Origin of the sequence: Kribbella sp. NBC_00662 (genome assembly GCF_041430295.1) — a bacterium.
In the GTDB taxonomy this organism is placed as follows: Bacteria; Actinomycetota; Actinomycetes; order Propionibacteriales; family Kribbellaceae; genus Kribbella.
This window is the reverse complement of the sequence record NZ_CP109029.1, coordinates 4,072,352-4,096,828: the sequence shown is the minus strand read 5'-3', so window position 1 is coordinate 4,096,828 and position 24,477 is coordinate 4,072,352. Positions and strand designations below refer to the sequence as shown.

21 protein-coding genes are annotated in these 24,477 nt (G+C 68.4%); 10 read left to right on the top strand and 11 right to left on the bottom strand.

Annotated features, from left to right (window positions below):
- Positions 1-115 precede the first annotated feature (115 nt).
- From OHA10_RS20660 to OHA10_RS20625, 8 genes are all read right to left on the bottom strand, one after another.
- Positions 116-3,256: a hypothetical protein gene (locus OHA10_RS20660; protein ID WP_371407870.1), complete on the bottom strand. Its 3,141-nt coding sequence runs from the start codon at positions 3,254-3,256 to the stop codon at positions 116-118.
- Between the two features lie 98 nt (positions 3,257-3,354).
- Complete coding sequence (locus OHA10_RS20655) at positions 3,355-4,410, bottom strand: HoxN/HupN/NixA family nickel/cobalt transporter (protein WP_371407869.1); 1,056 nt, start codon at positions 4,408-4,410, stop codon at positions 3,355-3,357.
- Positions 4,411-4,468: 58 nt separating this feature from the next.
- Entirely contained in the window at positions 4,469-5,101 is a 633-nt protein-coding gene (locus tag OHA10_RS20650; RefSeq protein WP_371407868.1) for a response regulator, read from the bottom strand.
- Entirely contained in the window at positions 5,098-6,252 is a 1,155-nt protein-coding gene (locus OHA10_RS20645) for a sensor histidine kinase (RefSeq protein WP_371407867.1), read from the bottom strand. Before OHA10_RS20645 ends, OHA10_RS20650 begins: the two co-directional genes overlap by 4 nt.
- A gap of 18 nt (positions 6,253-6,270) precedes the next feature.
- The gene (locus tag OHA10_RS20640) at positions 6,271-6,753 is read right to left on the bottom strand and encodes a hypothetical protein (RefSeq protein WP_371407866.1); all 483 of its coding nucleotides are present in this window, start codon (positions 6,751-6,753) and stop codon (positions 6,271-6,273) included.
- Positions 6,754-7,104: 351 nt separating this feature from the next.
- Positions 7,105-8,703, bottom strand: a complete 1,599-nt coding sequence (locus OHA10_RS20635) for an ABC-F family ATP-binding cassette domain-containing protein (protein WP_371407865.1) — start codon at positions 8,701-8,703, stop codon at positions 7,105-7,107.
- A 115-nt stretch (positions 8,704-8,818) separates the two neighbouring features.
- Complete coding sequence (locus tag OHA10_RS20630) at positions 8,819-10,228, bottom strand: ATP-binding protein (protein WP_371407864.1); 1,410 nt, start codon at positions 10,226-10,228, stop codon at positions 8,819-8,821.
- A 2-nt stretch (positions 10,229-10,230) separates the two neighbouring features.
- Positions 10,231-10,914, bottom strand: a complete 684-nt coding sequence (locus tag OHA10_RS20625; RefSeq protein ID WP_371407863.1) for a response regulator — start codon at positions 10,912-10,914, stop codon at positions 10,231-10,233.
- A gap of 166 nt (positions 10,915-11,080) precedes the next feature.
- On the opposite strand from OHA10_RS20625, the gene OHA10_RS20620 reads away from it, so the two are divergent.
- From OHA10_RS20620 to OHA10_RS20600, 5 genes are all read left to right on the top strand, one after another.
- On the top strand, positions 11,081-12,874 hold the full coding sequence (locus OHA10_RS20620) for an ABC transporter substrate-binding protein (protein WP_371407862.1): 1,794 nt from the start codon (positions 11,081-11,083) through the stop codon (positions 12,872-12,874).
- A gap of 125 nt (positions 12,875-12,999) precedes the next feature.
- Entirely contained in the window at positions 13,000-13,980 is a 981-nt protein-coding gene (locus OHA10_RS20615; protein WP_371407861.1) for an ABC transporter ATP-binding protein, read from the top strand.
- A complete protein-coding gene (locus OHA10_RS20610; protein WP_371407860.1) occupies positions 13,977-14,993 on the top strand; it encodes an ABC transporter ATP-binding protein in 1,017 nt (338 codons plus the stop codon). Before OHA10_RS20615 ends, OHA10_RS20610 begins: the two co-directional genes overlap by 4 nt.
- A complete protein-coding gene (locus tag OHA10_RS20605; protein WP_371407859.1) occupies positions 14,990-15,916 on the top strand; it encodes an ABC transporter permease in 927 nt (308 codons plus the stop codon). Before OHA10_RS20610 ends, OHA10_RS20605 begins: the two co-directional genes overlap by 4 nt.
- Before the next feature lie 3 nt (positions 15,917-15,919).
- The gene (locus OHA10_RS20600; RefSeq protein ID WP_371407858.1) at positions 15,920-16,879 is read left to right on the top strand and encodes an ABC transporter permease; all 960 of its coding nucleotides are present in this window, start codon (positions 15,920-15,922) and stop codon (positions 16,877-16,879) included.
- A 120-nt stretch (positions 16,880-16,999) separates the two neighbouring features.
- Here the strand turns inward: OHA10_RS20600 and OHA10_RS20595 are convergent, their stop codons facing one another.
- Positions 17,000-17,995, bottom strand: a complete 996-nt coding sequence (locus tag OHA10_RS20595; protein ID WP_371407857.1) for a methyltransferase — start codon at positions 17,993-17,995, stop codon at positions 17,000-17,002.
- A 58-nt stretch (positions 17,996-18,053) separates the two neighbouring features.
- On the opposite strand from OHA10_RS20595, the gene OHA10_RS20590 reads away from it, so the two are divergent.
- Complete coding sequence (locus tag OHA10_RS20590) at positions 18,054-18,518, top strand: MarR family winged helix-turn-helix transcriptional regulator (RefSeq protein WP_371407856.1); 465 nt, start codon at positions 18,054-18,056, stop codon at positions 18,516-18,518.
- Positions 18,515-19,537 (top strand): 2-dehydropantoate 2-reductase, encoded by a 1,023-nt coding sequence (locus tag OHA10_RS20585; RefSeq protein WP_371407855.1) that lies wholly within the window; start codon positions 18,515-18,517, stop codon positions 19,535-19,537. The genes OHA10_RS20590 and OHA10_RS20585 overlap by 4 nt, the downstream gene beginning before the upstream one ends.
- Here OHA10_RS20585 and OHA10_RS20580 read toward each other — a convergent pair.
- Complete coding sequence (locus tag OHA10_RS20580) at positions 19,502-20,410, bottom strand: GNAT family N-acetyltransferase (protein WP_371407854.1); 909 nt, start codon at positions 20,408-20,410, stop codon at positions 19,502-19,504. The two genes, OHA10_RS20585 and OHA10_RS20580, sit on opposite strands and share 36 nt — an antisense overlap.
- Before the next feature lie 80 nt (positions 20,411-20,490).
- On the opposite strand from OHA10_RS20580, the gene OHA10_RS20575 reads away from it, so the two are divergent.
- Positions 20,491-21,363 carry an NAD(P)/FAD-dependent oxidoreductase gene (locus OHA10_RS20575; protein WP_371407853.1) on the top strand — a complete coding sequence of 291 codons (873 nt, stop codon included), beginning with the start codon at positions 20,491-20,493 and terminating at the stop codon, positions 21,361-21,363.
- Here OHA10_RS20575 and idi read toward each other — a convergent pair.
- Positions 21,340-21,897, bottom strand: coding sequence for an isopentenyl-diphosphate Delta-isomerase (gene idi, locus OHA10_RS20570; protein ID WP_371407852.1), 558 nt, complete (start codon positions 21,895-21,897; stop codon positions 21,340-21,342). The two genes, OHA10_RS20575 and idi, sit on opposite strands and share 24 nt — an antisense overlap.
- A gap of 200 nt (positions 21,898-22,097) precedes the next feature.
- On the opposite strand from idi, the gene tyrS reads away from it, so the two are divergent.
- Positions 22,098-23,291, top strand: coding sequence for a tyrosine--tRNA ligase (gene tyrS / locus OHA10_RS20565; RefSeq protein ID WP_371407851.1), 1,194 nt, complete (start codon positions 22,098-22,100; stop codon positions 23,289-23,291).
- Between the two features lie 4 nt (positions 23,292-23,295).
- On the top strand, positions 23,296-24,474 hold the full coding sequence (locus tag OHA10_RS20560) for an aminoglycoside phosphotransferase family protein (RefSeq protein WP_371407850.1): 1,179 nt from the start codon (positions 23,296-23,298) through the stop codon (positions 24,472-24,474).
- Positions 24,475-24,477 lie beyond the last annotated feature (3 nt).

Genomic DNA, 24,477 nt, shown 5'->3' with positions numbered 1-24,477 from the left:
GAACCCGACAATCGGCTGTGTCGCTCTCCTCCCACCCCACCGCCCCGGTCATCCCCTGCACATCTGCAGAACTCTTCATATATCGAGATTAGAGGATGTTCTTCACCCCACACAACTAACCGGTGAATGTCGCAGGCAGGAACAAGGTCGTGGTCTTGCCGGTGACGATGCCGCTCGCCCACTGCAGCGCACCGGCCCGGCCGGCTCTGTCGTTCTCGTTGAGCGCCAGCGAGATCGCGGCCGGTCCGGTCGGCTGAGCGGCGAACCCGAGCGCCGCCCACGGCACTTTCACCTGGTACGACGTGACACCGTCGGCACGCGTGATCGCGGCAGAAGCGCCAGGCGTCGTCCCGGTCGGGCTGCCGTCCGACGTACCGAAGGTGTAGACGGCAGGGCCGGTCGGCAGCAGCGCGGCGCCTAGCTCGGTGGCGGTCGCGTTCTCGCCGGGCAGCCCGTTGCTGATCGCGAACTGCAGGCTGTCGCCGCGCCACAAGTTCGGCGCGGTCTCGGTTTGCGCGAAGACGTCGTCGGTGACGGCCGCGTTGATGGTCAGGCCGGTCGCGTCGTACTGGAAGTTGGCCGAACCGGAGAGGTCGGCGGCACCGCCCCATGGTCTGGTGAAGGCGATCCAGCTGGCGTCGGTGGCGAGGTTGATCGAGGTTGCCGGAGTCGTTGCCGAGGGCACGACCGGATCGAAGGCCGTGGTGCCCTTGGCGGAGACCTTGTTGCCGTCGGCCGTGGTCAGGTCGACGGTGTATGCGTAGGCCTTCCACGGCGCCAGGCCGGTGACCGGGATGCTGATCGTTGCCTTCTGCCCCGGTGCGATCGACTGCCCCGCGCCTGCCGTACCGCGCTGGCCGGCGATGGTCCAGCTCAGGTCCTGGATCGTCGCCGGCGAGCTGGCTCTGGTGTTGGTGAGCTCGACGCCGAGACCGGTCGGCGCCGTCGCGGTCAGCTGCGGGACGACCCGGATCTTCGTTGCCGGTTCGACGCTGGTCCAGGCGACCAAACGGGCGTTGGTCTTGCCGAGTCGGGAGACAGTAGCGACGACATGCCGCAGACCGAGGGTGTCGCTCGCCGGAACAGGGATCGTGACAGTGGTGTTCTTACCGGGCAGCACCAGCACGTTCTTGGTCTGACCCGCGACCGTCACGGCCGCCGGACCGGCGTTGTGCACCGAGCCCTTGATGGTCACCGTGACCGCTGTCGGTTCCTGGGAGTTCGACGGGTCGGCGGCGGCGACCGTTGCCTGCGGAGTCGTGGTGACGGCGACGCCGGTGGCCGCGCCCTTCACGAAGACCGGGTCCTGGTCGACGGTCATCGTGACCACGCCCGCGGTCGGCGTCAGCGTGGTCTTGTGGCCGTACATGTCGGTGACCTCGAGCGGGCTGGTGGTGTTCAGTTGCACCGAGGACGTGCCGGTCCCGGTCGACCACAGCACGCGGGTGGTCGCCGTACCGGAGCCGAAGCGGTACGAGTAGAGCGGTGCTGCCAGCGTGTCGCGGCCGCTGTAGGCGAGGCCGGTGAGGGCGCGGATCGTGGTCGCCTTCGCGACCAGGCCCGGCTTCGGCGCCATGCCGGCGATCGGTCCGGCGGGAGCCTGCAGCAGGCCGAACGTGCTCTCCTTGTCGTCCAGGTTCGTGCCGTCGTTGAGGGCGTCGTACCAGTAGAACTGGCTGACGCCGTTCGCGATCATGATCGTGTCGTTGCGGATCGACTTGCGGGCCTGGTCGAGCATCGAGCCGCCGAAGCTCGGCGCGGTCGGGTAACCCTGCTCGCTGATCCAGATCGGCTTGCCGGCGCCTCCGTGCGCGTCGGCCGCGGTGCGCAGGCTCTGGATCTGGGTGTCCAGATCACCTTCCGGGCCGGCGAACGTGTAGATGTGCGCGTTGATCGAGTCCAGGTACGCGAGCCCGCCCTGGGCCAGGATCTGGTCGCGGAAGGACGTGTCACCCTTGTTCGGCCCGATGTCGGCGATGACGTTCGCGTTCGGGTTGTCGGCGTGGGTCTGCTCGTACGCCGCCTTCATCAATTGGACGAAGCAGGCGCCGGTGATACTGCAGGCGCTGTCGTTGAAGCCGGCCTGGTAGTACTCGTTGTAGGTCTCGATGTCGTCGGTCGTCCCGGCGAAGTGCTTCAGCCAGAAGCTCTGGTACCGGCCGTACGCCGCCAGTCCCGCCGGCGTGCTCGGGGTGTGCCCGCCGTCGTACAGCGAGTTGCGGTAGCCGGTGACCAGCAGCGGGACGATGCCGTTCGCCTTCGCGTCCGCGACCATCGCGTCGTACTGCGGTTCGACCGAATAGTTGCCTGGCGCACCGGATTCGACGTGACCCCATTCGAGGCTGTCGCGGATGTGCGAGAAGCCGGCCAGCGCGAGGGTGCGGATCAGTGCGCCGCTCAGGTCGTAGTAGTGGTTCATGTGCGTGTTCACGCCCCACTTGCCCTGTGGAGACTGGATCCCCGCGGGCAGGGGTGCGATGACGGCGAACGTCGTACCGACGACCGTGTCGCCGGCGGTGAGGCGGAGGTTGTAGAAGCCCGGCCCGAGCGCTGCCACGTTGATCGAGCCGTTCGTGGTGTTGCCCGAGGCAACGGGTAGGTACTGGTCGTCGGTGATGCTCCAGGCAACCGATGACGCGGTCGAGGTGAGCGTGACGCTGCCGGTGCCCTGCTGGAAGACCAGGCTCTGGTTGGTGACCGTGATGCCGGTCGTGTCCGCGAACGAGATGCTGACCGAACTGATGCAGACCGAGCTGATGACGCCACCAGGCGCATTCGCCATCAGCCGGATGTCGGCGCCGTTCGCGCGGTTCTGGAAGTTGACGTTGGACATCCGGAACTGCGTGCTCGCCCACGCGCCACTGCCGGGGAACGTGAACCACGGCAACGGGGTGAACGCGGCGCTGACGCTGTCGTACTGCGCGGTCAGCTGCTGGCCCGGGGTGTCGAAGTAGTTGACCGTGAGTACGGCGTCGGTCGCGCCGGCCGGGATCCGGGACGCATCGAGATTCAGGTAGACGTATTGATCCTTGGGATCGTTGCTGGTCTGCCAGCACGGGACCCCGAGCCGGGACGACGCGGCGTGCTCCGGAACCTTGTCCGCGTCGCCGGGCCAGGCGGTGATGCCGTCGGCGGCGACCGGGTTGCTGAAGACGATCCCGGGATCACCCGCGGCCTGCGCGGGGGCAACGAGTTGAGTGGCGGCGAGCAACCCGGCGGCCAAAACTGCCGTCAGCTTCCGAAACGAACCGAGCATGGGCGGCCTCATTTTCGATCTACACGAGTAGGCGAAAGCGCTTTCGCAGATCACACCCCGAACTGCGGCCGGCTGTCAACGGTTCGATCGGGCGACGCTCAGTTGGTCGACCACTTCTCTTCGATCCGGGCGTACTTCCAGATCGCCTGAGCGGTGATCCAGGTCAGGACGAACAGGCCGACGATCGCGTAGCCGACGTAGTTGAGGTCGACGCCGGCGATCGCGGCCAGCGGGCCGTGGTCGATGTGCAGCTTGTCGGTCAGGATCGAGATCAGCTCGATGCTGCCGATCACCAGCGCCACCGCGACCGACAGGCCGGTGATCGTGATGTTGTAGTAGACCTTGCGGACCGGTTTCGCGAAGGCCCAGCCGTAGGCGAAGTTCATCAGGCAGCCGTCGATGGTGTCGAGCAGGCTCATCCCGGCCGCGAACAGGATCGGCAGCGTCAGGACGGCGTACCACGGCAGGCTGAACGCGGCCGCGCCGCCGGCGAGCACCAGGAGGCTGACCTCGGTCGCGGTGTCGAAGCCGAGTCCGAACAGGAAGCCGATCGGGTACATCTGCCACGGACGGGTGACGGCCTTCGTGACGCCGGCCAGGATGCGGTTCATCAGACCGCGCTTGTCGAGGTGCTGCTCGAGCGAGGCTTCGTCGTACTCGCCGGTGCGCATCCGGCGGAACACTTTGACGACAGCGACCAGTACGGCGAGGTTGAGCGCGGCGATCAGGTACAGGAAGACGCCGGACACCGCCGTACCGATGACGCCGGTGATCTGCTGGAGGCGGGACGAGTCGTCCGCGACCTGTCCGGCGAGCGTGCGGACGCCGATCCCGAGCAGGAAGCACAGCACGAACACCACGGTCGAGTGACCGAGGGAGAACCAGAACCCGACCGACAACGGCCGACGCCCGTCCGCCATCAGCTTCCGGGTCGTGTTGTCGATCGCCGCGATGTGGTCCGCGTCGAACGCATGCCGCATGCCCAGCGTGTACGCCGTCACGCCGAGCCCGACGCCGAACACACCGGCCGACCCGAGCAGGTAATGCCGCGGGGCCACGATCAGCGCCAGCACGCCCCATCCGACCAGATGCAACAGCAGCACGAACGCCGCCATCCCACCCACCGCGCCCCATTCGCGCCTACTGACATCCATCCGCCTCACGATCCGTCAGTAAACGCCGCTCCACTCCTAGATGCAACCTAGTCGCATGTCAGGCGAGGCCGAGGCGGTAGGCGTAGGCGACGGCCTGGGCTCGGTCGCGGAGGCCGGCTTTGGCGAAGAGGTGGTTGATGTGGGTCTTGACGGTGGCTTCGCTGACGACGAGGTGCCTCGCGATCTCGGTGTTGGACAGGCCCTCGGCGATCAGCCGGAGGACCTCCAGTTCGCGTGGGGTGAGGCCGGTGTCGGTGGGCTCAGGTGGTTTGGCCGTGGCGCCTTCGATCAGGCGGCGCTGCACCTCGGCGTCGACGATCGACTGACCGTCCGCGGCGGCCTCCAGCGCGCGGCCGATCGACTCGGCGTCGGCGTCCTTGGTCAGGAAGCCGCGGGCGCCGGCCCGCAGCGCGGACAGCACCGAGTCGTCGTCGCTGTACGTCGTGAGCACGACGACCTCGGTCCGCGGGTGATCCGACCGCACCTGGCGGGTCGCCTCGACGCCGTCCATCGTCGGCATCCGCAGATCGACGAGCAGTACGTCGGGGTCGTGCTCGGCCACCAACCGGACCGCCTCCTGGCCGTCGGACGCGGCCGCGACGACGTCGATCCCGGGCAGCAGTTTGAGCAGCGTGACCAGCCCGTCCCGCACCACGGTCTGGTCGTCCGCGACCACCACTCGCACAGTCATGCCTTCACCTCGAGCTCGACCCGCCAGCCCGTCGGTGTGGGTCCGGCTTCCAACGATCCGCCGACCAGGTCGGCCCGTTCACGCATCCCGACCAGACCATAGCCGCCCGGCGCCGCCCGATCCGGTCGCTTCCCCGGCCTGTCCACCACGGTCAGCCCGACCACGTCGCCGTACGACAGCTTGACCTCAACCGGTGCGCCCGGCGCGTGCTTGCGGGTGTTCGCGAGCGCCTCCTGCACAGTCCGGTACAGCGTGCTCATCACGTCATCCGGCAGTTCCCGCGGCGTACCCTCCACCTCGAACTCCGCCGTAGCCCCGCTCTCCAGCCGGTACGCCGTGACGAGATCGCCAAGCGCGCGTACGTCGGGGACCGCGTCCTCCCGCAACGCCGCAACCGCACGCCGCGCCTCGGCCAACCCCTCGGCCGCCAGCCCTTGCGCCCGCGTCACCTGCTCGACCGCCTCGGCCGACGCGCCGTCCCGCACGAGCATCAGCCGCGCACCCTGCAGACTCAACGACAGACCGGCCAGCGAATGCGCGAGTACGTCGTGCACGTCACGCGCGATCCGCGCCCGCTCGGCCAGCGCCGCGGCCCGGCCGTGCTCCTCGATCGCCGCCTGCTTGCGTGCCAGCGACACCTCGAGGTCCTCCAGCTGCTGCTCGCGGGTCCGGCGATTGATCGAGGCCAGCGTCAGCGCCACCACTCCGAACGCCGTGCCCAGCGCGGCCGTCCCGGTCCGGGTCGTGATGTACAGCGGCACGCTCGCGCCGAGGATCCCGACCACGACGATCACCCACGCGATCGGGGTCGGCCGGTAGTACCTGACCGCCGACCGGGTCACCCAGAACGGGGCGACGATCATCGCGCTCCCCGGCAGTGCGTACCAGAGCAGCGAGCCGGCGATCGCGAACACCAGCAGCCCGTACCCGGCACGGCCGAGCGGCTCGCCGTACCGGAGCCAGAACATCGAGACGTTGCTCACCACAACGATGACGCCGAGCGCGACGATGATCCCGTACGGCAGCCGGTGCTGGTCGTGGTTCCGCGCGCCGAAGACCACCGAGATGACGGTCAGCACGCTCGGCACCGCCCGCAGCAGCAGACCAGGTACGGAAGAATCCCGTACCTGGTCCACAAGCCTGGAGTTCATGCCCTCATCATGCCCGGATCACACGCGCTCGCTGGCGAACGGGACGTTCATGGCGAGCGAGCGGCGGTAGATCATCGCGCTCTGCGCGGCGAGCGTGACGCCGATGGTGAGCGCCAGGGTCGAGGTACCGAAGTTGTTGTGCGGCCAGAGCGCGGCCGAGGCGAACGACGTACCGACCCGGAGGGCGATCGTCACCAGCCAGAGGACGAGCGTCGCCGCGGTGCCCTTCTGGAACAGGCCCTGGTCGGTCGGCGAGAGCCGGACGCTGGCGCCACGGGCGAGACCGAATCCGGCCAGCAGGACGCAGTCGAGGACGAGGAACGCGATCTCGCCGGGCGTCGCGGAGTGGACGGCCGAGGAGAGCGAGAGCAGACCGACGCCCAGCAGGATCACGGGCATCAGGAACAGCGACTTCTGGGTGACGAGCGAACCGGTCACCTGCCGGCCGATCACGCGCACCAGCACCAGCAGACCCACCAAGACACCGATCACGGCCGACATTTGCGTGGTTCCTTCCGAGGAGTTGTTGTTGATGACAACACTCCTCGGAATCGGCTCCGCGAACGTCAGCCCCGAGGTGAAACCCGGGTGGACCTCGCTCCTCAACCCCAGGGTGGACCCCTGGCCCCCACGCGATGGGTTCACCCACCTCGTTGTGGGTTCCCCGGGCGCATCCGGTGGAGGGAACCCACCACCGGATGGGTTCACCCACCTCGTTGGGGGTTCCCCGGGCGCATGCGGTGGAGGGAACCCCCCACCGGATGGGTTCACCCACCTCGTTGGGGGTTCCCCCGGCGCATGCGATGGAGGGAACCCACCACGGGATGGGTGAACCCATCCCGTGGCGGGGGGTTAGGCGAGCGAGACCAGGTCGAGGTAGTCGTCGGACCATAGGTCCTCGGTCGCGTCGGGGAGGATCAGCACGCGGTCCGGACGGAGGGCCTCGATCGCGCCCTCGTCGTGCGTGACCATCACGATCGCGCCCGGGTAGCTGCCGACCGCGCCCAGCACCTCGTCCCGCGATACCGGGTCGAGGTTGTTGGTCGGCTCGTCCAGCAGCAGCACGTTCGCGCTGGAGTGGACCAGCCCGGCGAGCGCGAGCCGCGTCTTCTCGCCACCGGACAGTACGCCGGCCGGCTTGTCGACGTCGTCGCCGCTGAACAGGAACGAACCGAGCACGTTGCGGACCTCGCCGTCGGTGAGCCCGGGCGCGACAGCGGCCAGGTTCTGCCGGACGGTGCCGGCCAGGTCGAGCGTGTCGTGTTCCTGGGCGAAGTACCCGAGCCGCAGGCCGTGACCGGGTACGACGCGACCGGCGTCCGGCTGTTCGCGGCCCGCGAGGAGCCGGAGCAGGGTGGTCTTGCCCGCGCCGTTCAGACCGAGGATGACGACCCGGCTGCCACGGTCGACGGCCAGGTCGACACCGTTCAGGACCTGGAGTCCGCCGTACGCCTTCTTGAGTCCGACGGCGGACAGCGGGGTCTTGCCCGACGGCGCCGGGGCGGGCAGGCGGATCTTGGCGACGCGGGCGGTGCGGCGTACCGGCTCGAGGTCGGAGAGGAGCTTGTCCGCGCGACGGGCCATGTTCTTGGCCGCCATGGCCGTGCTGGCGCCGGCCTGCATCTTCGCCGCCTGGGCGTGCAGGACCGCGGCCTTGCGCTCGGCGACCGCACGCTCGCGGTGCCGGCGGCGCTCGTCCACGTCCAGCTGTTCGAGGTACTTCTTCCAGCCGGTGTTGTGGATGTCGATGGTCAGCCGCTGCGGGTCGAGGTGGAAGACCCGGTTGACCGTTGCCTTGAGCAACTCGCGGTCGTGGCTGATCACGATCAGGCCGCCCGGGTACGACAGCAGGAACTGCCGCAGCCAGAGCACCGAGTCGGCGTCTAGGTGGTTGGTCGGCTCGTCGAGCAGCAGCATGTCGTGCTGCGCGAACAGGATCCGGGCCAGCTCGACCCGGCGGCGCTGACCGCCGGACAGGTGGCCGACCGGCTGCTCGAGGGCGCGGTTGGGCAGGCCGACGCCGGCCGCGAGCCGGGCCGCCTCTGCTTCGGCCGCATAACCGCCGCCTGCCTGGAAGGCCGCTTCGGCGCGGGCGTACGCCGCCATCGCCTTCTCCTGCGCCTCGCCGGTCGCGGTGCTCATCGCGGTCTCGGCCGCGCGGAGGTCGCGTACGGCGGTGTCGAGGCCGCGCGCGGACAGGATCCGATCGGTGACGGTGATCGCGGGATCGGCCGCCCGCGGGTCCTGCGGCAGGTAGCCGATGGACCCGGTGACGGCGATGTCGCCCGCCGCGGGACGGCGTTCGCCGGCCAGCGTGGTGAGCAGGGTGGTCTTGCCGGCGCCGTTGCGGCCGACGAGCCCGACGCGGTCGCCCGCGCCGACAGTGAACGAAAGATCGGCCAGCAGCAGCTGAGCGCCGACACGAATATCAACACCGCGAACGGTGATCATGGTGGTTACTCTCCGTGAATACTAGTAGACGCACTTCACCTGTCAGATGGAGTGCGCCAGCTAGACACAGAGGCAAGTAGCCATGTGCCCAGAGTAGCCGGGGGCCGAAGTGGCGTCAGCTGGTTTTCGCGGGGAGTTCGACGACGAAGCGGGCGCCGCCGCCGGGGCGGGTGGTTACCTGGATGGTGCCGTGGTGCCATTGGACGTGGCGGGCGACGATGGCCAGGCCGAGGCCTACGCCGCGGCCGCGGCCGGAGGTTTCGCCGCGGCCGAAGCGTTCGAAGATGCGGGTCCGGTCCTCGGCGGCGATGCCGGGGCCCGCGTCGTCGACGGTGATGATGACGCCGAGACCGCCGGCCTCGACGCCGACGCCCTTGCACCCGCCGGCGTGATCCTCCGCGTTCTCGACCAGGTTCGCGATCACCCGCTCGAGACGCCGTTTGTCGGCTTGCAGCGTGAGCCCTTCGGCCTCGGGCTCGACCGTCGTCACCTCGCGCCCGGCAGCCGCGTCGGCCGCCGCCCGAACCAGATCGGCGATCCGGACGATCTCCCGGCTCCCCCGGTCGCCACCGTCGTCACGCGAGATCTCCAGCAGGTCGATCACCAACCGGCGGAAGCGGTCCAGGTCGTCGCCGAGCAGTTCGACCGGCTCGCGTACGGCGTCCGGCAGCTCGGACCGGTGGTTCTGGATCAGCTGCATCGAGTTGAGCATCGTCATCAACGGCGTACGCAGCTCATGACTCACGTCGCCCGCGAACCGCGCGTCCGCGGCCACCCGGCGTTCCAGCGCCGAGGCCGTCTGGTTGAAAGACCGCGCCAGTCCGCCGAGATCCCGGTCCTTCTCGGCCAGCAGGCGCGCGTCCAGCTTTCCGCGCGCGACCGCGTCCGCGACCCGATTCAGCTCGGCCAGCGGCCGCAGCGCCAGTGTGCTCGCCAGCCGGCCGACCGCGAGCCCGACCAGCGCGGTCGCGATCGCCGCGGCGATCAGCGTGAGCTTCAGCTTCAGCAGCGTGTTGTCCAGGGCCGTCAGCGGATGCCACTCGAAGAACGCCTCGTCCGGCCGCCCGACCGGTACGCCGACGGCGAGCACCGGCTGGCCGCTGACCTTGATCCGGCGACTCACGACGGTCCCGTCGCGCGCCGTCTGGATCAGGTCCGGCGGCAAGTCGGACGGCTTGCCGGTCAACGCGTACCAGTGGCCCTCGAAGTACATCATCGACGCCGCGGCATCCGTGGACGGCAGGCTGTTCAGCAGGTCCATCACGTGCACCCCGTCGACCGGCTCCAGGCTCTGGCACTCGCCCCGCACCCGGGCCGGATTGCACGGCTGGGGTACGCCGAACAGCCCGTACCGCAGGGCCGCCGCGTTGTCCGACGTGATCGTGACCGCGGACGAGTCCCGCTGGTTGTTGAGGTAGTCGGAGACCACACTCCAGGTGACGATCGCGAGGACGGTCGAGAGCAGGAGCGCCAACAGCCCGTACGCCAGCATCACGCGATTGCGCAGGCTGAACCGTCCCAGCAAGGTCAGCTCACCAGACGGTAGCCCAGGCCGCGGGCGGTGACGAGATGTTTCGGGCTGGCCGGGTCGCGCTCGATCTTCAGCCGCAGCCGCCGGATGTGTACGTCGACGATCCGGCTGTCACCGAAGTACCCGTAGCCCCAGACCTTCGACAGTAACTGCTCGCGGCTGAGCACCTTGCCCTCGGCGCCGGCCAGCTCGGCGAGCAGCTTGAACTCGGTCCGGGTCAGCGGCAGCGTCTCGCCGTCGCGCGTCACCTCGGCACCCGGTACGTCGATGCGCAGGTCACCGACCTCGACCAGCTCGGCCTGCCGCGCGTTGGACGGCTCGACCCGCCGCAGCAGCGCCCGGATCCGGGCCGACAGCTCCTTCGCGACCAGCGGCTTGGTCACGTAGTCGTCCGCGCCGGCCTCCAGCCCGGCGACCACGTCGTGGCTGTCGGTCCGCGCGGTCACCATGATCACCGGTACGTCGCTGGACCGCCGGATCTCCCGGCAGACGGTGAATCCGTCCCGGTCGGGCAGCATCAGGTCCAGCAGTACGACGTCGGGCGGCTCGCGGCGCAGCGCGGCGAGGGCGTCGTACCCGTTCGCGGCCTCCGCCACCTCGTAGCCCTCGTCCTCCAGGGCAAGCCGGAGTACCCGCCGGATCCGCGGCTCGTCGTCGACCAGCAGCAAGCTGTGTGCCACGGACCCAGTGTCGCTCACGGGCGGGCGCAATGGCGGTTACGGCTGTCATGAATCCGTCATGTTCCGGCGGGCGGCGATTGACAACTGTTTGACGGTTCGGTGACCGCGGATCCGGCTCGGCCCGGAAGTCCTAACTTCGGCGCTATCGAGTCCCGGAGGAGGACCAATGGCCAGAAGACGGCTGGCGGCATTATCCCTTGCCGCCGCCGCGAGCATCCTGCTCGCGGCTTGTAGCAACGACGGCGGCACAGTATCCGGATCCGGAGGCACCGCCGCGACCCCGGTCACCGGCGGCACCCTGAACATGCTCGGGGCCGGCGATGTCGACTACATGGATCCCAACCTGAGCTACTACGCGGTGGGCTACCAGAACCTGCGGATGTGGAGCAGGCAGCTGTTCACCTACCCCGCGGATCCAGGCGGTAAGAACACCACGCCGGTCGCCGATCTGGCCACCGAGCTCCCGACCGTCGCGAACGGCGGCGTGAGCAAGGACGGCAAGACGTACACGATCAAGATCCGGCCCGGCGCGAAGTGGAACACCTCGCCGGAGCGTCAGGTGACCGCGGCCGACCTGGTCCTCGGCGTCAAGCGCACCGCGAACCCGGTCCAGCCGTTCGGCGGCATCCCGGATTTCGCCGACCTGATCGTCGGCTACAAGGCGTTCGCCGACGGGTTCGCGAAGGCGCCGAAGACGATCGCCGGGATCAAGGATTACATCGACAAGACGCCGCTGCCGGGTGTCGAGGCCAAGGATGCGACCACGGTCGTCTTCCACCTCAACCAGCCGGCCGCGTACTTCACCGGCATGCTGACGCTGACGGCCTTCTCCCCTGCTCCGGTCGAATCGCTGAACTACCTGCCGGCCAGCACCGAGCTCGGCAACCACTTCCCGTCCGACGGACCGTACAAGGTCGACTCCTGGGTGCCGACCAAGTCGATCTCGTACTCCCGCAACCCGGCCTGGGACGCGGCCACCGACCCGGTCCGCAAGGCGTACGTCGACAAGATCGTCGTCAACGAGACCGTCACGCAGGACTCGGTCCAGCAGCAGCTGCAGACCGGTTCGCCGTCGGCCGACATGGAGTGGGACGTCGCACCGCCGCCGTCCCAGCTGCCCGCGCTGCAGGCGAAGAAGGACCCGAAGCTGAACATCGGCGACACCTCCAGCTCGAACCCGTACGTCATCTACAACACCGTCTCGCCGAACAACAACAAGGCGTTGCAGAACCCGAAGGTGCGGCAGGCGATCAGCTTCGCGATCAACCGTGACCACATCCTGCAGGTGCTCGGCGGCAAGACGCTGAACCCGCCGCTGACGCACGTGCTGCCGGACGTGATCCTCGGCTCCAAGCAGATCGATCCGTACCCGTACAACCCCGACAAGGCCAAGCAGCTGCTCGCCGAGGCAGGGTTCCCGCACCTGACGCTGAAGTTCCTGTACCGGAACGCGACCGAGGGCAGCAGCAAGTCCTTCCAGACGATCCAGCAGGACCTGTCCAAGGTCGGCATCACGGTCGTCGGCGTACCGTCGCCGAACGCGGACTTCTACGTGAAGTACCTGCAGGTGCCGACCGTCGCCCAGCGCGGCGTCTGGGACCTGTCGCTGGCCGGCTGGGGCGCCGACTGGTACGGCAACGCGGCGCTGTCGTTCTTCAACCCGCTGTTCTCCGGTGAGCCGTCGTTCCCGCCGGTCGGCAGCAACTTCGGGCTCTACAACGACCCGGAGACCAACACGCTGATCAAGCAGGCGATCGCGGCGCCGACCGACGACCAGGCCGCCGACCTGTGGGCCAAGGCCGACGCCCGGGTGATGGACCAGGCCGCGTTCTACCCGCTGACCAGCAACAAGCAGGCGAACTACCACGCCGAGCAGGTGCACAACGCCGTCTACGTCCCGTCGATGCAGAACTACGACCCGACGAACGTCTGGCTGTCCAAAGACAAGCAGGGCGGCTAAGACCTCATGGCTGCATTGAATGCCGAGACTCCGTCGCGGCGGCCATGGGGCTGTAACTCCCGGCCTTCCCTCGTCGCTCCAGTCGCTTCGCTTCCTCCGCTCCTCAGTCCAGGCCGGGAGGCCCCATGGCCCTGCTTGAAGTAAGGGATCTTCGGGTCTCCTTCGACACCCCGGACGGCACCGTCCGCGCCGTCCGGGGCCTGTCGTACGACGTCGAAGCCGGTCAGACGCTCGCCGTGGTGGGCGAGTCGGGGTCCGGCAAGAGCGTCTCCACCCAGACCATCACCGGCCTCACCCGCGGCGCGACCGTGTCCGGTACGGCGTTCTTCGACGGCACCGACCTGATCACCGCGGACCAGTCGACGTTGCGCCGGCTGCGCGGCGCCCAGATCGGGATGATCTTCCAGGATCCGTTGTCCAGCCTGCATCCGCAGTACCGGATCGGCTGGCAGATCGTGGAGATGATCCGGGCGCACGACCACGAGATCAGCAAGCAGGACGCCCGGAAACGGGCCGCCGAGCTGCTGACCCTGGTCGGTATCCCGCGGGCCGCGGAGCGGATCGACGACTATCCGCACCAGTTCTCCGGCGGGATGCGGCAACGGGTGATGATCGCGATGGCGATGGCGCTCGATCCGGCCCTGCTGATCGCGGACGAGCCGACCACCGCGCTCGACGTGACCGTGCAGGCCCAGGTGCTGAACGTGATGCGCCGGCTGCAGGAGCAGTTCGGTACGGCGATCATCCTGATCACCCACGACCTCGGTGTGGTGGCCGAGATGGCCGACGAGGTCGTGGTGATGTACGCCGGCGCGGTGATGGAACGGGCGCCGCGGCGGGACATCTTCTACCGCAACCACCATCCGTACACCCAGGGCCTGCTGGCGTCGTTGCCGGCCCGCAGCGGTGACCGGCTGACCCCGATCCCGGGGACGCCGCCGAGCCTGATCAGTCTGCCCAAGGGCTGCCCGTTCGCGGCCCGTTGCCCGCACGTGTTCGACAAGTGCCGCACCGAGGCGCCGCCGCTGGTCGACGTCGCCCGGGATCCGCGGCACCAGTCGGCCTGCTGGCTGCCGCACGAGAACAGCGAGGCGATCGCTTCATGACCGAGGATGTGCTGCTGAAGGTGGAGAACGTCCGCAAGGACTTCCCCACGCATTCCAAAGAAGTGGTCCAGGCAGTGGCCGGCGTGTCGCTCGAGGTGCACAAGGGCGAGACCCTCGGTCTGGTCGGCGAGACCGGCTGCGGCAAGTCCACGCTGGCGCGCTGCATGGCCCATCTGTACGACGTGACGTCGGGCTCGGTGACGTTCGAGGGCAAGGACATCACCAAGCTGTCCCGCAAGGCGATGCGGCCGTTGCGGCGCGACGTCCAGGTCATCTTCCAGGATCCGTACGGCTCGCTGAACCCGCGCCGCCGGGTCGGCTCGATCATCGGCGACCCGTTCGCCATCCACAACATCGCCTCGGGCAACGAGCGGAAGAAGAAGGTCCAGGAGCTGATGGAGCTGGTCGGGCTGAACCCCGAGCACTACAACAGGTTCCCGGCCGAGTTCAGTGGTGGCCAGCGGCAACGGATCGGGGTGGCGCGGGCACTCGCGCTGCGGCCGAAGCTGGTCATCTGCGACGAGCCCGTGTCGGCGCTCGACGTGTCGATCCAGGCGCAGATCATCAACCTGCTGGCGGATCTGCAGCAGGAGTTCGACCTGACGTACGTGTTCATCTCGCACGACCTGTCCGTGGTCCGGCACGTGAGCGACCGGATCGCGGTGATGTACCTCGGCAAGATCGTCGAGCTGGCGCCGACCGACGAGCTGTTCAGCCAGACCAGGCATCCGTACACCCGGGCGCTGCTGTCGGCGTTGCCGGTGGCGGACCCGGACACGGCGGACAGCCGCGAGCAGATCATCCTCGGCGGCGACATCCCTTCCGCGACGAACCCGCCGGAGGGGTGCAGGTTCCACACGCGGTGCCCGAAGGCGCGATTGGACTGCGCGGCGGAGGAGCCGCCGCTCGAGTCCGTCCTCGACGACTCCTGGCAACACCGCACCGCGTGCTTCTACCCGTTGACGGTGGGCGAGGACCTGTCCACCGCCGTACCTGATCTGAAGGCGTCATGACAGCTGCGATCGAGATGGTTGACGTCCTCGACGAGCCGAAGGCGATCGAGGGCCGCAGTCCGTTCGTCCTTGCCGTGCACCGGCTGCGCAAGGACAAGGTGGCGATGATCTCGCTCGTCGTGATCCTGCTGATCGTGCTGATGGCGATCTTCGCGCCGGTGTTCACCGCGATCACCGGGCATCCGCCGAACGAGCAGTACCGCGACATCGGGCTGACGCCGGACGGCCTGCCGCGCGGGCCGAACGGGACGTTCTGGCTCGGGACCGACGATCTCGGCCGGGACATCCTGGTCCGGATCGCGTACGGCGCTCGCGTCTCGCTGCTGGTCGGCGTGATCGCGACGGCGATCACCGTCGTCATCGGAGTCGTCCTGGGTCTGGCCGCGGGGTTCCTCGGGGGGATCACCGACACCATCCTGGCCCGGCTGATCGACGTCGTACTGTCGGTTCCGTTCCTGCTGGTGGCGATCGCGCTGGTGTCGGTGACGGGTCCCAGTCTGACCGTCACGGTGCTGGTGATCGGCTGTTTCAGCTGGGCTTCGGTGGCCCGGATCGTGCGCGGTCAGGTGCTGTCGTTACGGGAGCGTGAGTTCGTCGAGGCGGCCCGTTCGCTCGGGGCGGGTGACGGCCGGATCATGTTCGTCGACATCCTGCCGAACGTGATGGCGCCGGTGATCGTCTACACCACGCTGCTGATCCCGGTCGTGATCGTCACGCAGGCGACGTTGTCGTTCCTCGGGCTCGGTCTGCCGCCGCCAACGGCGGACTGGGGCGGGATGATCAGCGCGTCACAGAACTACTACACGACCGCGTGGTGGTTCATCCTGTTCCCCGGTCTGGCGCTGCTGATCACGACGCTCGCCTTCAACCTGTTCGGTGACGGCGTCCGGGACGCCTTCGACCCCCGCGCAGATCGGACCTGAACCATGGCCATGTTCCTGATTCGCCGGATCGGTCACGGGATCCTGGTCCTGTGGCTGATCAGCATCGCGGTGTTCGGTCTGTTCTTCGTTGCTCCGAGCAACGTTGCGCAGACGCTGGCCGGCCGGCAGGCGACGCCGGAGACGATCGCGCTGATCAAGCACCGCCTCGGTCTCGATCTGCCGGTCTGGAAGCAGTACCTGCACTTCCTCGGCAACGCGCTGAAGGGCAACCTCGGCTACGACTACTACCACCAGGTGCCGGTGACCAAGATCATCGCGCAGGCGCTGCCGATCACGGTGTCGCTGGCACTCGGTGCGGCCGTGCTGTGGTTGCTGCTGGGTGTGTTCAACGGCGTGATCTCCGCGACGCACCCGCGGTCGCTGGCGGACCGCGGGCTGACGTTGTTCGCGCTGTTCTTCTACTCGTTCCCGTCGTTCCTGCTCGGGCTGTTGCTGCTGTACTTCCTGTACTTCCGCCTGACCCTCGCAGGGTTCAACTGGTTCCCGGCCGGCGGCTACTCGCCGATCGCCGGCGGCGTCGGACCGTGGTTCCAGCACCTGGTGCTGCCCTGGATCGCGCTGGCCTTGTTGCTGGCGGCAACGTATACCCGGCTGACCCGCGGTTCGATGCTGGACGTCCTCGGCGAGGACTACATCCGGACCGCACGGTCGAAGGGCATCCGGGAGAGCCGGGTGGTCGTGGTCCACGGCCTGCGGAGTGCGCTGACGCCGGTGATCACGCAGTTCGGCATCGACCTCGGTCAGCTGATCGGCGGGGTCGTGGTCACGGAGACCGTGTTCAGCCTGCCCGGGCTCGGTCAGACCGCCGTGGTCGCGATCAACCAGCAGGACCTACCGGTGATCATCGGCATCGTGCTGTTCGCCTCGGCGGCGGTCGTGGTGGCGAACATCCTGGTCGACATCGGGTACGCCGTACTCGATCCACGCGTACGGCTGCATTAGCTCCCGGGGTTCCTTGGTCGGGTTTCGCCCTGGGGTTGGTACCGAAGGACAGGAGGTGTTGGCTCTACCTGGCGGTCTTGGGCGGACGCCAGGCGGAGCCACAGGGAACACCTCCTGTCCTTAGGTACGTTCGCAGCGCAGCAGGGAGAAGCGTTCGTCACAGGGGACGACGTCCCGCGGCACCAGGCCCGCGGACCTGGCAAGGGCCGCCCACTCCGCCTCGGTCCGGTCGGCCCCGCCCGCGATCGCCAGCATCTCGATGTCGTCGAACTTCCCGTAGTGCGGTCCGTTCCCAAGCGGGATCATCGTCTCGACGATCAGCACCGGAGCGCCTGCCCGCGCGAGCACCCGGAGGATCTCGACCACCTGCTCGTCGGCGAAGTTGTGCAGGCAACTCTTGATCAGGTACGCGTCGCCGGGTGGAACCTCCGCGAAGAAGTCCCCCGCGACGAGCTCCACCCGGTCCGCGAGTCCTTCCCTGGCCAGCAGCGCGGACGCTTCCGGCAGCACCTCGGGCAACTCGAACAACACGCCCCGGATATCCGGATCCGTCCGTAGCACCTCGGCCAGCAGACTGCCCGAGCCACCGCCGACGTCCACGATCACGCCGTACGCCGAGAAGTCGTGGCTGCGCGCGATCGGGACCATCGCCTGGCCGTGGAACGCGGCGGCCGCGGCACCGAAGGCCCGCGCCTCGTCCGGATGCTCACCCAAGCGGTCATAGATGCTCTGTCCGTAGACCTGGTCGAACGCCGGCTCGCCGGTGCGGGCCGAGTGCGTGAGCTGCGCGTACGGCGTCCAGAACGGCTCGAGACCGAACATCATCGCCGCGGCCCGCAACGACCCTGGTACGTCGGACCGCAGCAACTCGGCCGTCTCGGTGAGGGCGAAACGGCCGTCGGCCTCCTCGGCGAAGACACCGACGCTCGCGGCGGCGCGGAGCAGCCGGTACAGGGCACGCGGCTGTGCACCGACCCGCCCGGCGAGCTCGGCAACGGCCAACGGCTTGTCGGCCAGTTCGTCGGCCACACCCAGTTCGGCCAGCGTCGCCAGCACCGGTGGGATCCATTTACCGGTGAGGAAGCCCATCACCTGCTGTCTCGCGCTCGTCGTCATCCGCTCCCCTTCATACGGTCAGGTTGCCTGACCAGAACGGTAAGGTAGCCTGACCCTCATGTCAACGCCGCGATACTTCGGTCTGCTTCGGCTCGCGTTCGACCAAGCCCTGGCCGCAGTCCTGGACGCCGTCGGCCCGCGCCACCCGGAGCTGCGACCGGCACATCTCCAGCTGTTCCGGTTCGGCGGGATCGACGGATCGCACACGGCCGAGCTCGCGGCGCACGCCGGCATGACGAAGCAGTCCATGCACGAACTGGTGACGCATCTCGAGCGGCACGGCTACCTGGTCCGGGAGGTCGATCCTGCCGATCCGCGCGCCAAACGGGTCCGGCTGACGGCCGCCGGACGCAAGCTGGAGCGGCAGATCCACGCAGCCATCGGCGACCTGCTCGAGGACTGGGAAACCCGGCTCGGCCGCGAGTCCTTCGACCAACTGTGGGCGACTCTGCAGATACTGACCGGCGAGACCGCTGAGCTGCCCGACCGCTCACAGCTCCGGTCGACCGAGGAGGTTCGGTGAAGATCGTCGTGTACGGCGCCGGTGGGATCGGCTGTTATGTGGGTGGCCGGCTTGCCGCTTCCGGGACCGCGGTGACGTTCGTCGGTAGGCAACGGATGGCTCGGGAGGTCGCTGCGCACGGGTTGCACCTGACCGACTATCTGGGTGCCGATCTCCGCGTGCCCGAGGTTGACTTCGAGACGACACCTGAGGCCGCGGCCGGGGCTGATCTGGTCCTCGTAACGGTGAAGTCGGCCGCCACCGACAGCGCGGCTGCCGAGTTGGCGCCGGTTCTGAAGCCCGGAGCGGTGGTGATGAGTTTCCAGAACGGCATACGCAACGGGGAACTGCTGCGGTCGCGGTTGACCGAGCAGGTGGTCGTGCCAGGGATGGTTCCGTTCAACGTGCTGAACCGCGGCGCCGGCGTGTTCCACCAAGGCACCGAGGGCGCGCTTGATGTGCAACGGGATGCCGTGCTGGCGCCGTACGTCGAGGCGTTCCAGTGGGCCGGGCTGCCGCTGACGCAGCATGACGACATCCTGCCGGTGCAGTGGGCGAAGCTGCTGCTGAACCTGAACAACCCGATCAACGCGCTGTCCAACCTGCCCTTGCGCGATGAGCTGTCACAGCGTGCGTACCGCCGCTGTCTGGCCGCGGCACAGGCGGAGACGTTGGGGATCCTCGAAGCGGCCGGGATCGAGCCGGCGCAGCTGCTGGCGGTTCCGATGCGCCGCTTCCCGGCGATCCTGCGGTTGCCCGACTTCCTGTTCCGCCGGCTGGCGGCCAAGATGCTGGCGATCGACCCGCTCGCACGGACCTCGATGTGGGAGGACCTGGAGGCAGGACGGCCGACCGAGATCGACTACCTCAACGGCGAGGTCGTCCGGCTCGCCGAGTCGCTCGGCAGGACCGCGCCGGTCAACACCAGGCTGGTCGAGCTGATCCGGGCCGCGGAGAGTGACGGAGCGGCCGCGACGGCCGCCGGCCGGGCCAGGCGGGCCTGGTCAGGCGCGGAGCTCCTGGGCGACCTGCAGCGGTAGGTTCGCGCGGACGTTGATGCTCACAGCGCCGTAGCTGAAGCCTAGGTGCTCGTTGAGCCGTCGCATGTTCGCATTGCCCCGCTGGGTCCAGGTATAGACCTCACTGATCCCGTGCTCAGCGGCCCACGCCATGCTCGTCCGCTTCAGCGTTGACGCAACAGCTTTGCCGCGCCAGTCCCGGCGTACGGCGGTGTAGGCGACCTCGGCGCGTTCCGGTTTGTCGGTGTCGAGCATCAAGCCCGCCACCCCGATCACGTCATCACCGACGACGGCCATGAACATCGCGGCCGGGTCGTTGATCCACTCGGTCGCCCACTCCTCCGCCGATACGACGAGCGGCGTCGAGGTGTCCATGTCCGGGAACGTCGGCAGCGCGACCTGCTCGTACGCCGTCACCCACAACTCCGGGCGCTCCGCAACCGTCACGATCTCGTACTCCGTCGGCCGCGCCGGCCACGGTTCGTCGCCGATCCGGCGTACCTGCTCGACCTGGCGCCCGGTCTCGACGAAGCCGAACCGCTGGGCGAACGCGAACGACCCCTCGTCCTCGACGCCTGATCCGACCACCTCGAAGCCCAACGCACCGGCGTGATCCACCAACGCCTCGAGCAGCTTCGTCCCGACTCCACGCCGACGCGATTCAGGGCGAACCCGTGGCGCCACGAACCCACGCCCGGCCTCGTCGGAACTGTCCGCGAGCCCGTTGGCCACGACCACGCCGTCCAGTTCGGCCAGCACCAGCAGCCGCTCCGGCGTCTCCAGCTCGCGCAGCTCGGCCACGCTCGGACACCGCTCGTGCGGGAGGACGGCGATGCGCACCTGACGCCAGGCCTCGTAGTCCGCGTCAGTCGTCACCGGCCGGATCTCGATCATTCGCCTATTAGGCAGCGTGCAGTCGTCTCACCGCGCAGCAATTTTAGAGTATGAGACGAATCTTCTCGTATATTGATCAGATGGATGTAGCGGTGATCGGTGGGAGCCTGGCGGGGCTGCAGGCGGCGTTGACGTTGGGGCGGGCACGGCGACGGGTGGTGCTCTTCGACGACGGGCAGCCGCGGAACCGGCCGGCTGAGCACGTGCACAACTATCTGGGCGCCGAGGATCCGGCGCCTGGCGAGTTGCTCGCGGCGGGACGGCAGCAGGTCGCGGCGTACGGCATCGAGTTCCGGGACGCGCACGTCGAGGACGTGACCGTGAACGACGACGGGTTCGTGGTCGACGGGGTGCAGGTTCGGGCGATCGTGCTCGCGACCGGGTTGTCGGACGAGTTGCCCGATGTGCCGGGGGTTGATGACGGCTGGGGCCGGTCTGTCGTTGCCTGCCCGCACTGTCACGGGTGGGAGGTGCGGGATCAGCCGCTGGTGCAACTGGGGATGCGGGGTGCGCCGGATCGGTCGGTCGCGCGGGCGTTGTTGCTCAGCCGCTGGAGCGAGGACGTCGTGCTGTGTACCGACGGCGATGAGCTCACGGACGCCCAGCAGGATCGGCTGGCCGTCGCCGGGGTGAAGGTCCGGACCGAGCGAGTGGCGAAGGTGAGTGCGCCGCGGGTCGAGCTCGAGAGCGGCGAGGTGCTGGCGCCGGCGCGGTTGTTCGTCGTCGTACGGCAGCACCAGCAGAGCGATCTCGCCGAGCAGCTCGGCTGTCAGGTTGCCGACGGTGCGGTCGTGGCGGACGAGGGCGGGCGTACGACGGTGCCTGGCGTCTACGCGGTCGGTACGACGGCGGTCCCGGCGCTGCTCGCGATCGGGGCGGCGGGTCACGCGAGTACGGCGGCAGTCGCCGTACACAACGATCTTCTGGAGCTAGACCTGGGCGGCGGGTGGTAGGCGCGCCGGGTCGGCGATCGGCCAGTCGGCCGGTGGCGTGCTGAGCACGTCCAGTTGCAGGAGGCACCACGGCGACAGGTCGGGGATGTCGCGCAGTTCGTTCCACTCGACCCAGCGGTACGCCGCGACCTCGGCCGGGTTCGGCGTGGGGTCGCCGGTCCACCACACCCGGTAGACCGGGCAGATCTCGTTCTCGACGATGCCGGTCGGCATCTCGGCGCGGTACCGGAACTCCGGCAGCACGAGCTCCACCGACTCCGCGACGATGCCGAGCTCGTCGGCCAGCCGCCGCCGTACCGCGTGCTCGACCGGCTCGTCCGGAAGTGGGTGCCCGCAGCAACTATTGGTCCAGACACCCGGCCAGGTCGGCTTCCCGAACGCCCTCTGGGTCAGCAGCACCCGGCCGGCCGCGTCGATCACGTAACTGGAGAACGCGAGATGCAACGGCGTCGCCGCATGGTGAACCGTTGCCTTCGCCTCGGTCCCGATCGCGCGCCCGCCCTCGTCCACCAGCACCACCCGCTCGTCACTCACGCGGTTGAGCTTAGTTGGGTCTGCTAATCTGAGCCCGTGATCAAGCGAAGCGTGGCATATCGACCGGCTCTGGGAGGAGCCGGCATTCGGTAGTACCCGCACTCGCTCCACCCAGAGCCTCCGAGGCAGGAACCGTCCGGTTCCTGCCTCTTCCGTTGCCGGAGGCACTGGCGGGGGTGCCTCGTCCTGAGAGGAACCTCATGAATGCTGTGATCGATCGATTACGACGTACCACCGACACCGTCATCGGCGCCGACGACCTGCGCGAACGGCTGGATTCCGGTCGCCCGTTGCGGATCAAGTACGGCGTCGACTGCACCGCGCCGGACCTCCACCTCGGCCACGCGGTCAACCTGTGGATGATGCGGCAACTGCAGGACCTCGGGCACCGCGTCGTGTTCCTCCTCGGCGATCTCACCACCCGCGTCGGCGATCCCACCGGCCGCTCCGAGACCCGGCCCGTCCTCACGCCTGCGGAGATCGACGCGAACGCGGCGTCGTTCCTGGAGCAGGTGTCCCTCGTTCTGCGCACCGATCCCGAGGTGTTCGAGGTACGGCGCAACTCCGAGTGGTACGACGGGATGCCGGTCGCGGAGCTGCTGAGCCTGTTCGCACAGGTGACCCAGGCGCAGTTGATGAGCCGGGACATGTTCCGCGATCGGGTCGCCGCCGGGCGGGAGATCGCCGTACACGAGCTGGTGTACCCGGTGCTGCAGGGATACGACAGCTTCGCGATGCAGAGTGATCTGACCATCGTCGGGTCGGACCAGCTGTTCAACGAGCAGCTCGGACGGCACTTCCAGCAGCGGCTGGGTGCGCCGCCGCAGGTGGTGATCACGACGACGATCACACCGGGCATCGACGGCCGGGCCAAGCAGTCCAAGTCGCTGAACAACTACATCGGCCTGACCGACAGTCCGCGGGACAAGTTCGGCAAGCTGATGAGCATCCCGGACGAACTGGTCGAGCCGTACGCACGCGTCTACACCGAGCTGCCTCTCGAGACGGTCGCGGCACTTGCGGACTCCGCGGCCTCGGGTGGTCCGGCGGCCCGTGACGCCAAGCTCCGGCTGGCCGCCGCGGTCGTCACGAGGTACCACGGCGCAGGTGTGGCTCGCGCCGAGTTGGCGGCCTTCCGTCAGACGTTCTCGGATCGCGGCCAGCCTTCCGAAATGCCTGGTGTGGTTGTGGGTTCCGAGGTCGAGACAGCTTTTGACCTGTTGCGCGCGGTTCGGCCGGCCGACAGCAACTCCGAGCTGCGTCGACTGCTGCGGCAGGGTGCGGTCACGATCAACGGCGTACGGACGGATGATCCGGCTGCGCCTGTCGACCTGCGTGGAGAGGTCGTCCTGAAGTCGGGTGCTCGCACTTGGCACCGGATCACGCGACAGTAGGCCGGTGGAATTCAAGACCGTGGAGGCATTGGTCAGCGTCGGCGCCCGGTACGTCGGCCGGGCGCCGGCGTTCGACGTGGAGCCGGGGTGGTGGGCGGAGGTCGAGGCGATCACCCGGCACCTCGACGAGCTGCTCGGGGTTCGGACCGTCGTACTGCGGCTCGTGCATGCCGACGAGGCCGAGATCGGACGCGGCGGCCGGGCGGTGTATCACGTCGAGGCGCTGGGCGAGCCGCGTCCAGGCGTACTCGACGAGACGCCCTTACCTGACTGGGATTCGATCGTCGCGGCTCAACCGCTGCGGTCGACCTGGGCCGAGGTCGGAGGACCGTCGCGGTTGATCGAGTGGGCGCAGGGCGTGATCGGGCCGCACAACGCCGTACAGGTGAAGACGTGGAACCTCTCGTGCCTGATCCGGTTCCCGGGTGCGTGGGCGAAGGCCACCAGCCGGTTCTGCAGTGTCGACGCGGACATCATCGATCACCTGCGGCGGTACGACGAGACGCTCGCGCCCGCAGTACTCGCGACGTCTCGCGAACACCGCTGGTCGCTGCTCGCCCATGCGCCGGGGACGGACTGCTGGGAGCCGGACCGGCCGACGGTCGAAAGCGTTGTGAGCCGGTGGGTCGCTGCCCAGGCCACACTCGCGGCTGAGGTGGACGATCTCGACGCACCTCGGCTTCTGCCGATCGACCTGCCGGATGCGATCGCCGCGCTGATCCCCCGGGTTGCCTTGTCCGACGACGAGGTGAGCGGTCTGGTCAAGCTTGTCGATCGGCTGCCGGACATCATCGGCGAGCTCGAGTCTGCGGGGTTGCCGATCACGTTGGTGCACGGTGATTTCCATCCGGGCAACTGGCGGTCGGACGGTACGCAGCGGGTGATCGTCGACTGGGCCGACACGTTCGTGGGTCATCCGGCGATCGACATCAGACGGCTGCTCGACTTCCTGCCGGAGGAGAAGCGTCAGCACGCTTTGGAGGTCTGGTCAGAGGCCTGGCGGCAGGAGCTCCCGGGCTGTGACCCGGTGCGTGCGCTGCGGCCTCTGAGCGTGCTTGGGCCGCTGACGTATGCGTTGACGTACCAGCGCTTCCTGGACAACATCGAACCCGACGAACGGATCTACCACGAGGACGACCCCGGCATCTGCCTGCGTGCGGCCCTGCGCATGTGTCAGGGTTGACCG

What these genes read in the sequence shown, in the direction of transcription:
- OHA10_RS20610 (WP_371407860.1), top strand. Translation starts at nt 13,977, where the DNA reads ATGACCGAGGATGTGCTGCTGAAGGTGGAGAACGTCCGCAAGGACTTC.
- OHA10_RS20620 (WP_371407862.1), top strand. Translation starts at nt 11,081, where the DNA reads ATGGCCAGAAGACGGCTGGCGGCATTATCCCTTGCCGCCGCCGCGAGC.
- OHA10_RS20635 (WP_371407865.1), bottom strand. Translation starts at nt 8,703, where the DNA reads ATGATCACCGTTCGCGGTGTTGATATTCGTGTCGGCGCTCAGCTGCTG.
- OHA10_RS20660 (WP_371407870.1), bottom strand. Translation starts at nt 3,256, where the DNA reads ATGCTCGGTTCGTTTCGGAAGCTGACGGCAGTTTTGGCCGCCGGGTTG.
- OHA10_RS20575 (WP_371407853.1), top strand. Translation starts at nt 20,491, where the DNA reads ATGGATGTAGCGGTGATCGGTGGGAGCCTGGCGGGGCTGCAGGCGGCG.
- OHA10_RS20600 (WP_371407858.1), top strand. Translation starts at nt 15,920, where the DNA reads ATGGCCATGTTCCTGATTCGCCGGATCGGTCACGGGATCCTGGTCCTG.
- OHA10_RS20595 (WP_371407857.1), bottom strand. Translation starts at nt 17,995, where the DNA reads ATGACGACGAGCGCGAGACAGCAGGTGATGGGCTTCCTCACCGGTAAA.
- OHA10_RS20580 (WP_371407854.1), bottom strand. Translation starts at nt 20,410, where the DNA reads ATGATCGAGATCCGGCCGGTGACGACTGACGCGGACTACGAGGCCTGG.
- OHA10_RS20605 (WP_371407859.1), top strand. Translation starts at nt 14,990, where the DNA reads ATGACAGCTGCGATCGAGATGGTTGACGTCCTCGACGAGCCGAAGGCG.
- OHA10_RS20645 (WP_371407867.1), bottom strand. Translation starts at nt 6,252, where the DNA reads ATGAACTCCAGGCTTGTGGACCAGGTACGGGATTCTTCCGTACCTGGT.
- OHA10_RS20640 (WP_371407866.1), bottom strand. Translation starts at nt 6,753, where the DNA reads ATGTCGGCCGTGATCGGTGTCTTGGTGGGTCTGCTGGTGCTGGTGCGC.
- OHA10_RS20615 (WP_371407861.1), top strand. Translation starts at nt 13,000, where the DNA reads ATGGCCCTGCTTGAAGTAAGGGATCTTCGGGTCTCCTTCGACACCCCG.
- OHA10_RS20655 (WP_371407869.1), bottom strand. Translation starts at nt 4,410, where the DNA reads ATGGATGTCAGTAGGCGCGAATGGGGCGCGGTGGGTGGGATGGCGGCG.
- OHA10_RS20590 (WP_371407856.1), top strand. Translation starts at nt 18,054, where the DNA reads ATGTCAACGCCGCGATACTTCGGTCTGCTTCGGCTCGCGTTCGACCAA.
- OHA10_RS20650 (WP_371407868.1), bottom strand. Translation starts at nt 5,101, where the DNA reads ATGACTGTGCGAGTGGTGGTCGCGGACGACCAGACCGTGGTGCGGGAC.
- tyrS (WP_371407851.1), top strand. Translation starts at nt 22,098, where the DNA reads ATGAATGCTGTGATCGATCGATTACGACGTACCACCGACACCGTCATC.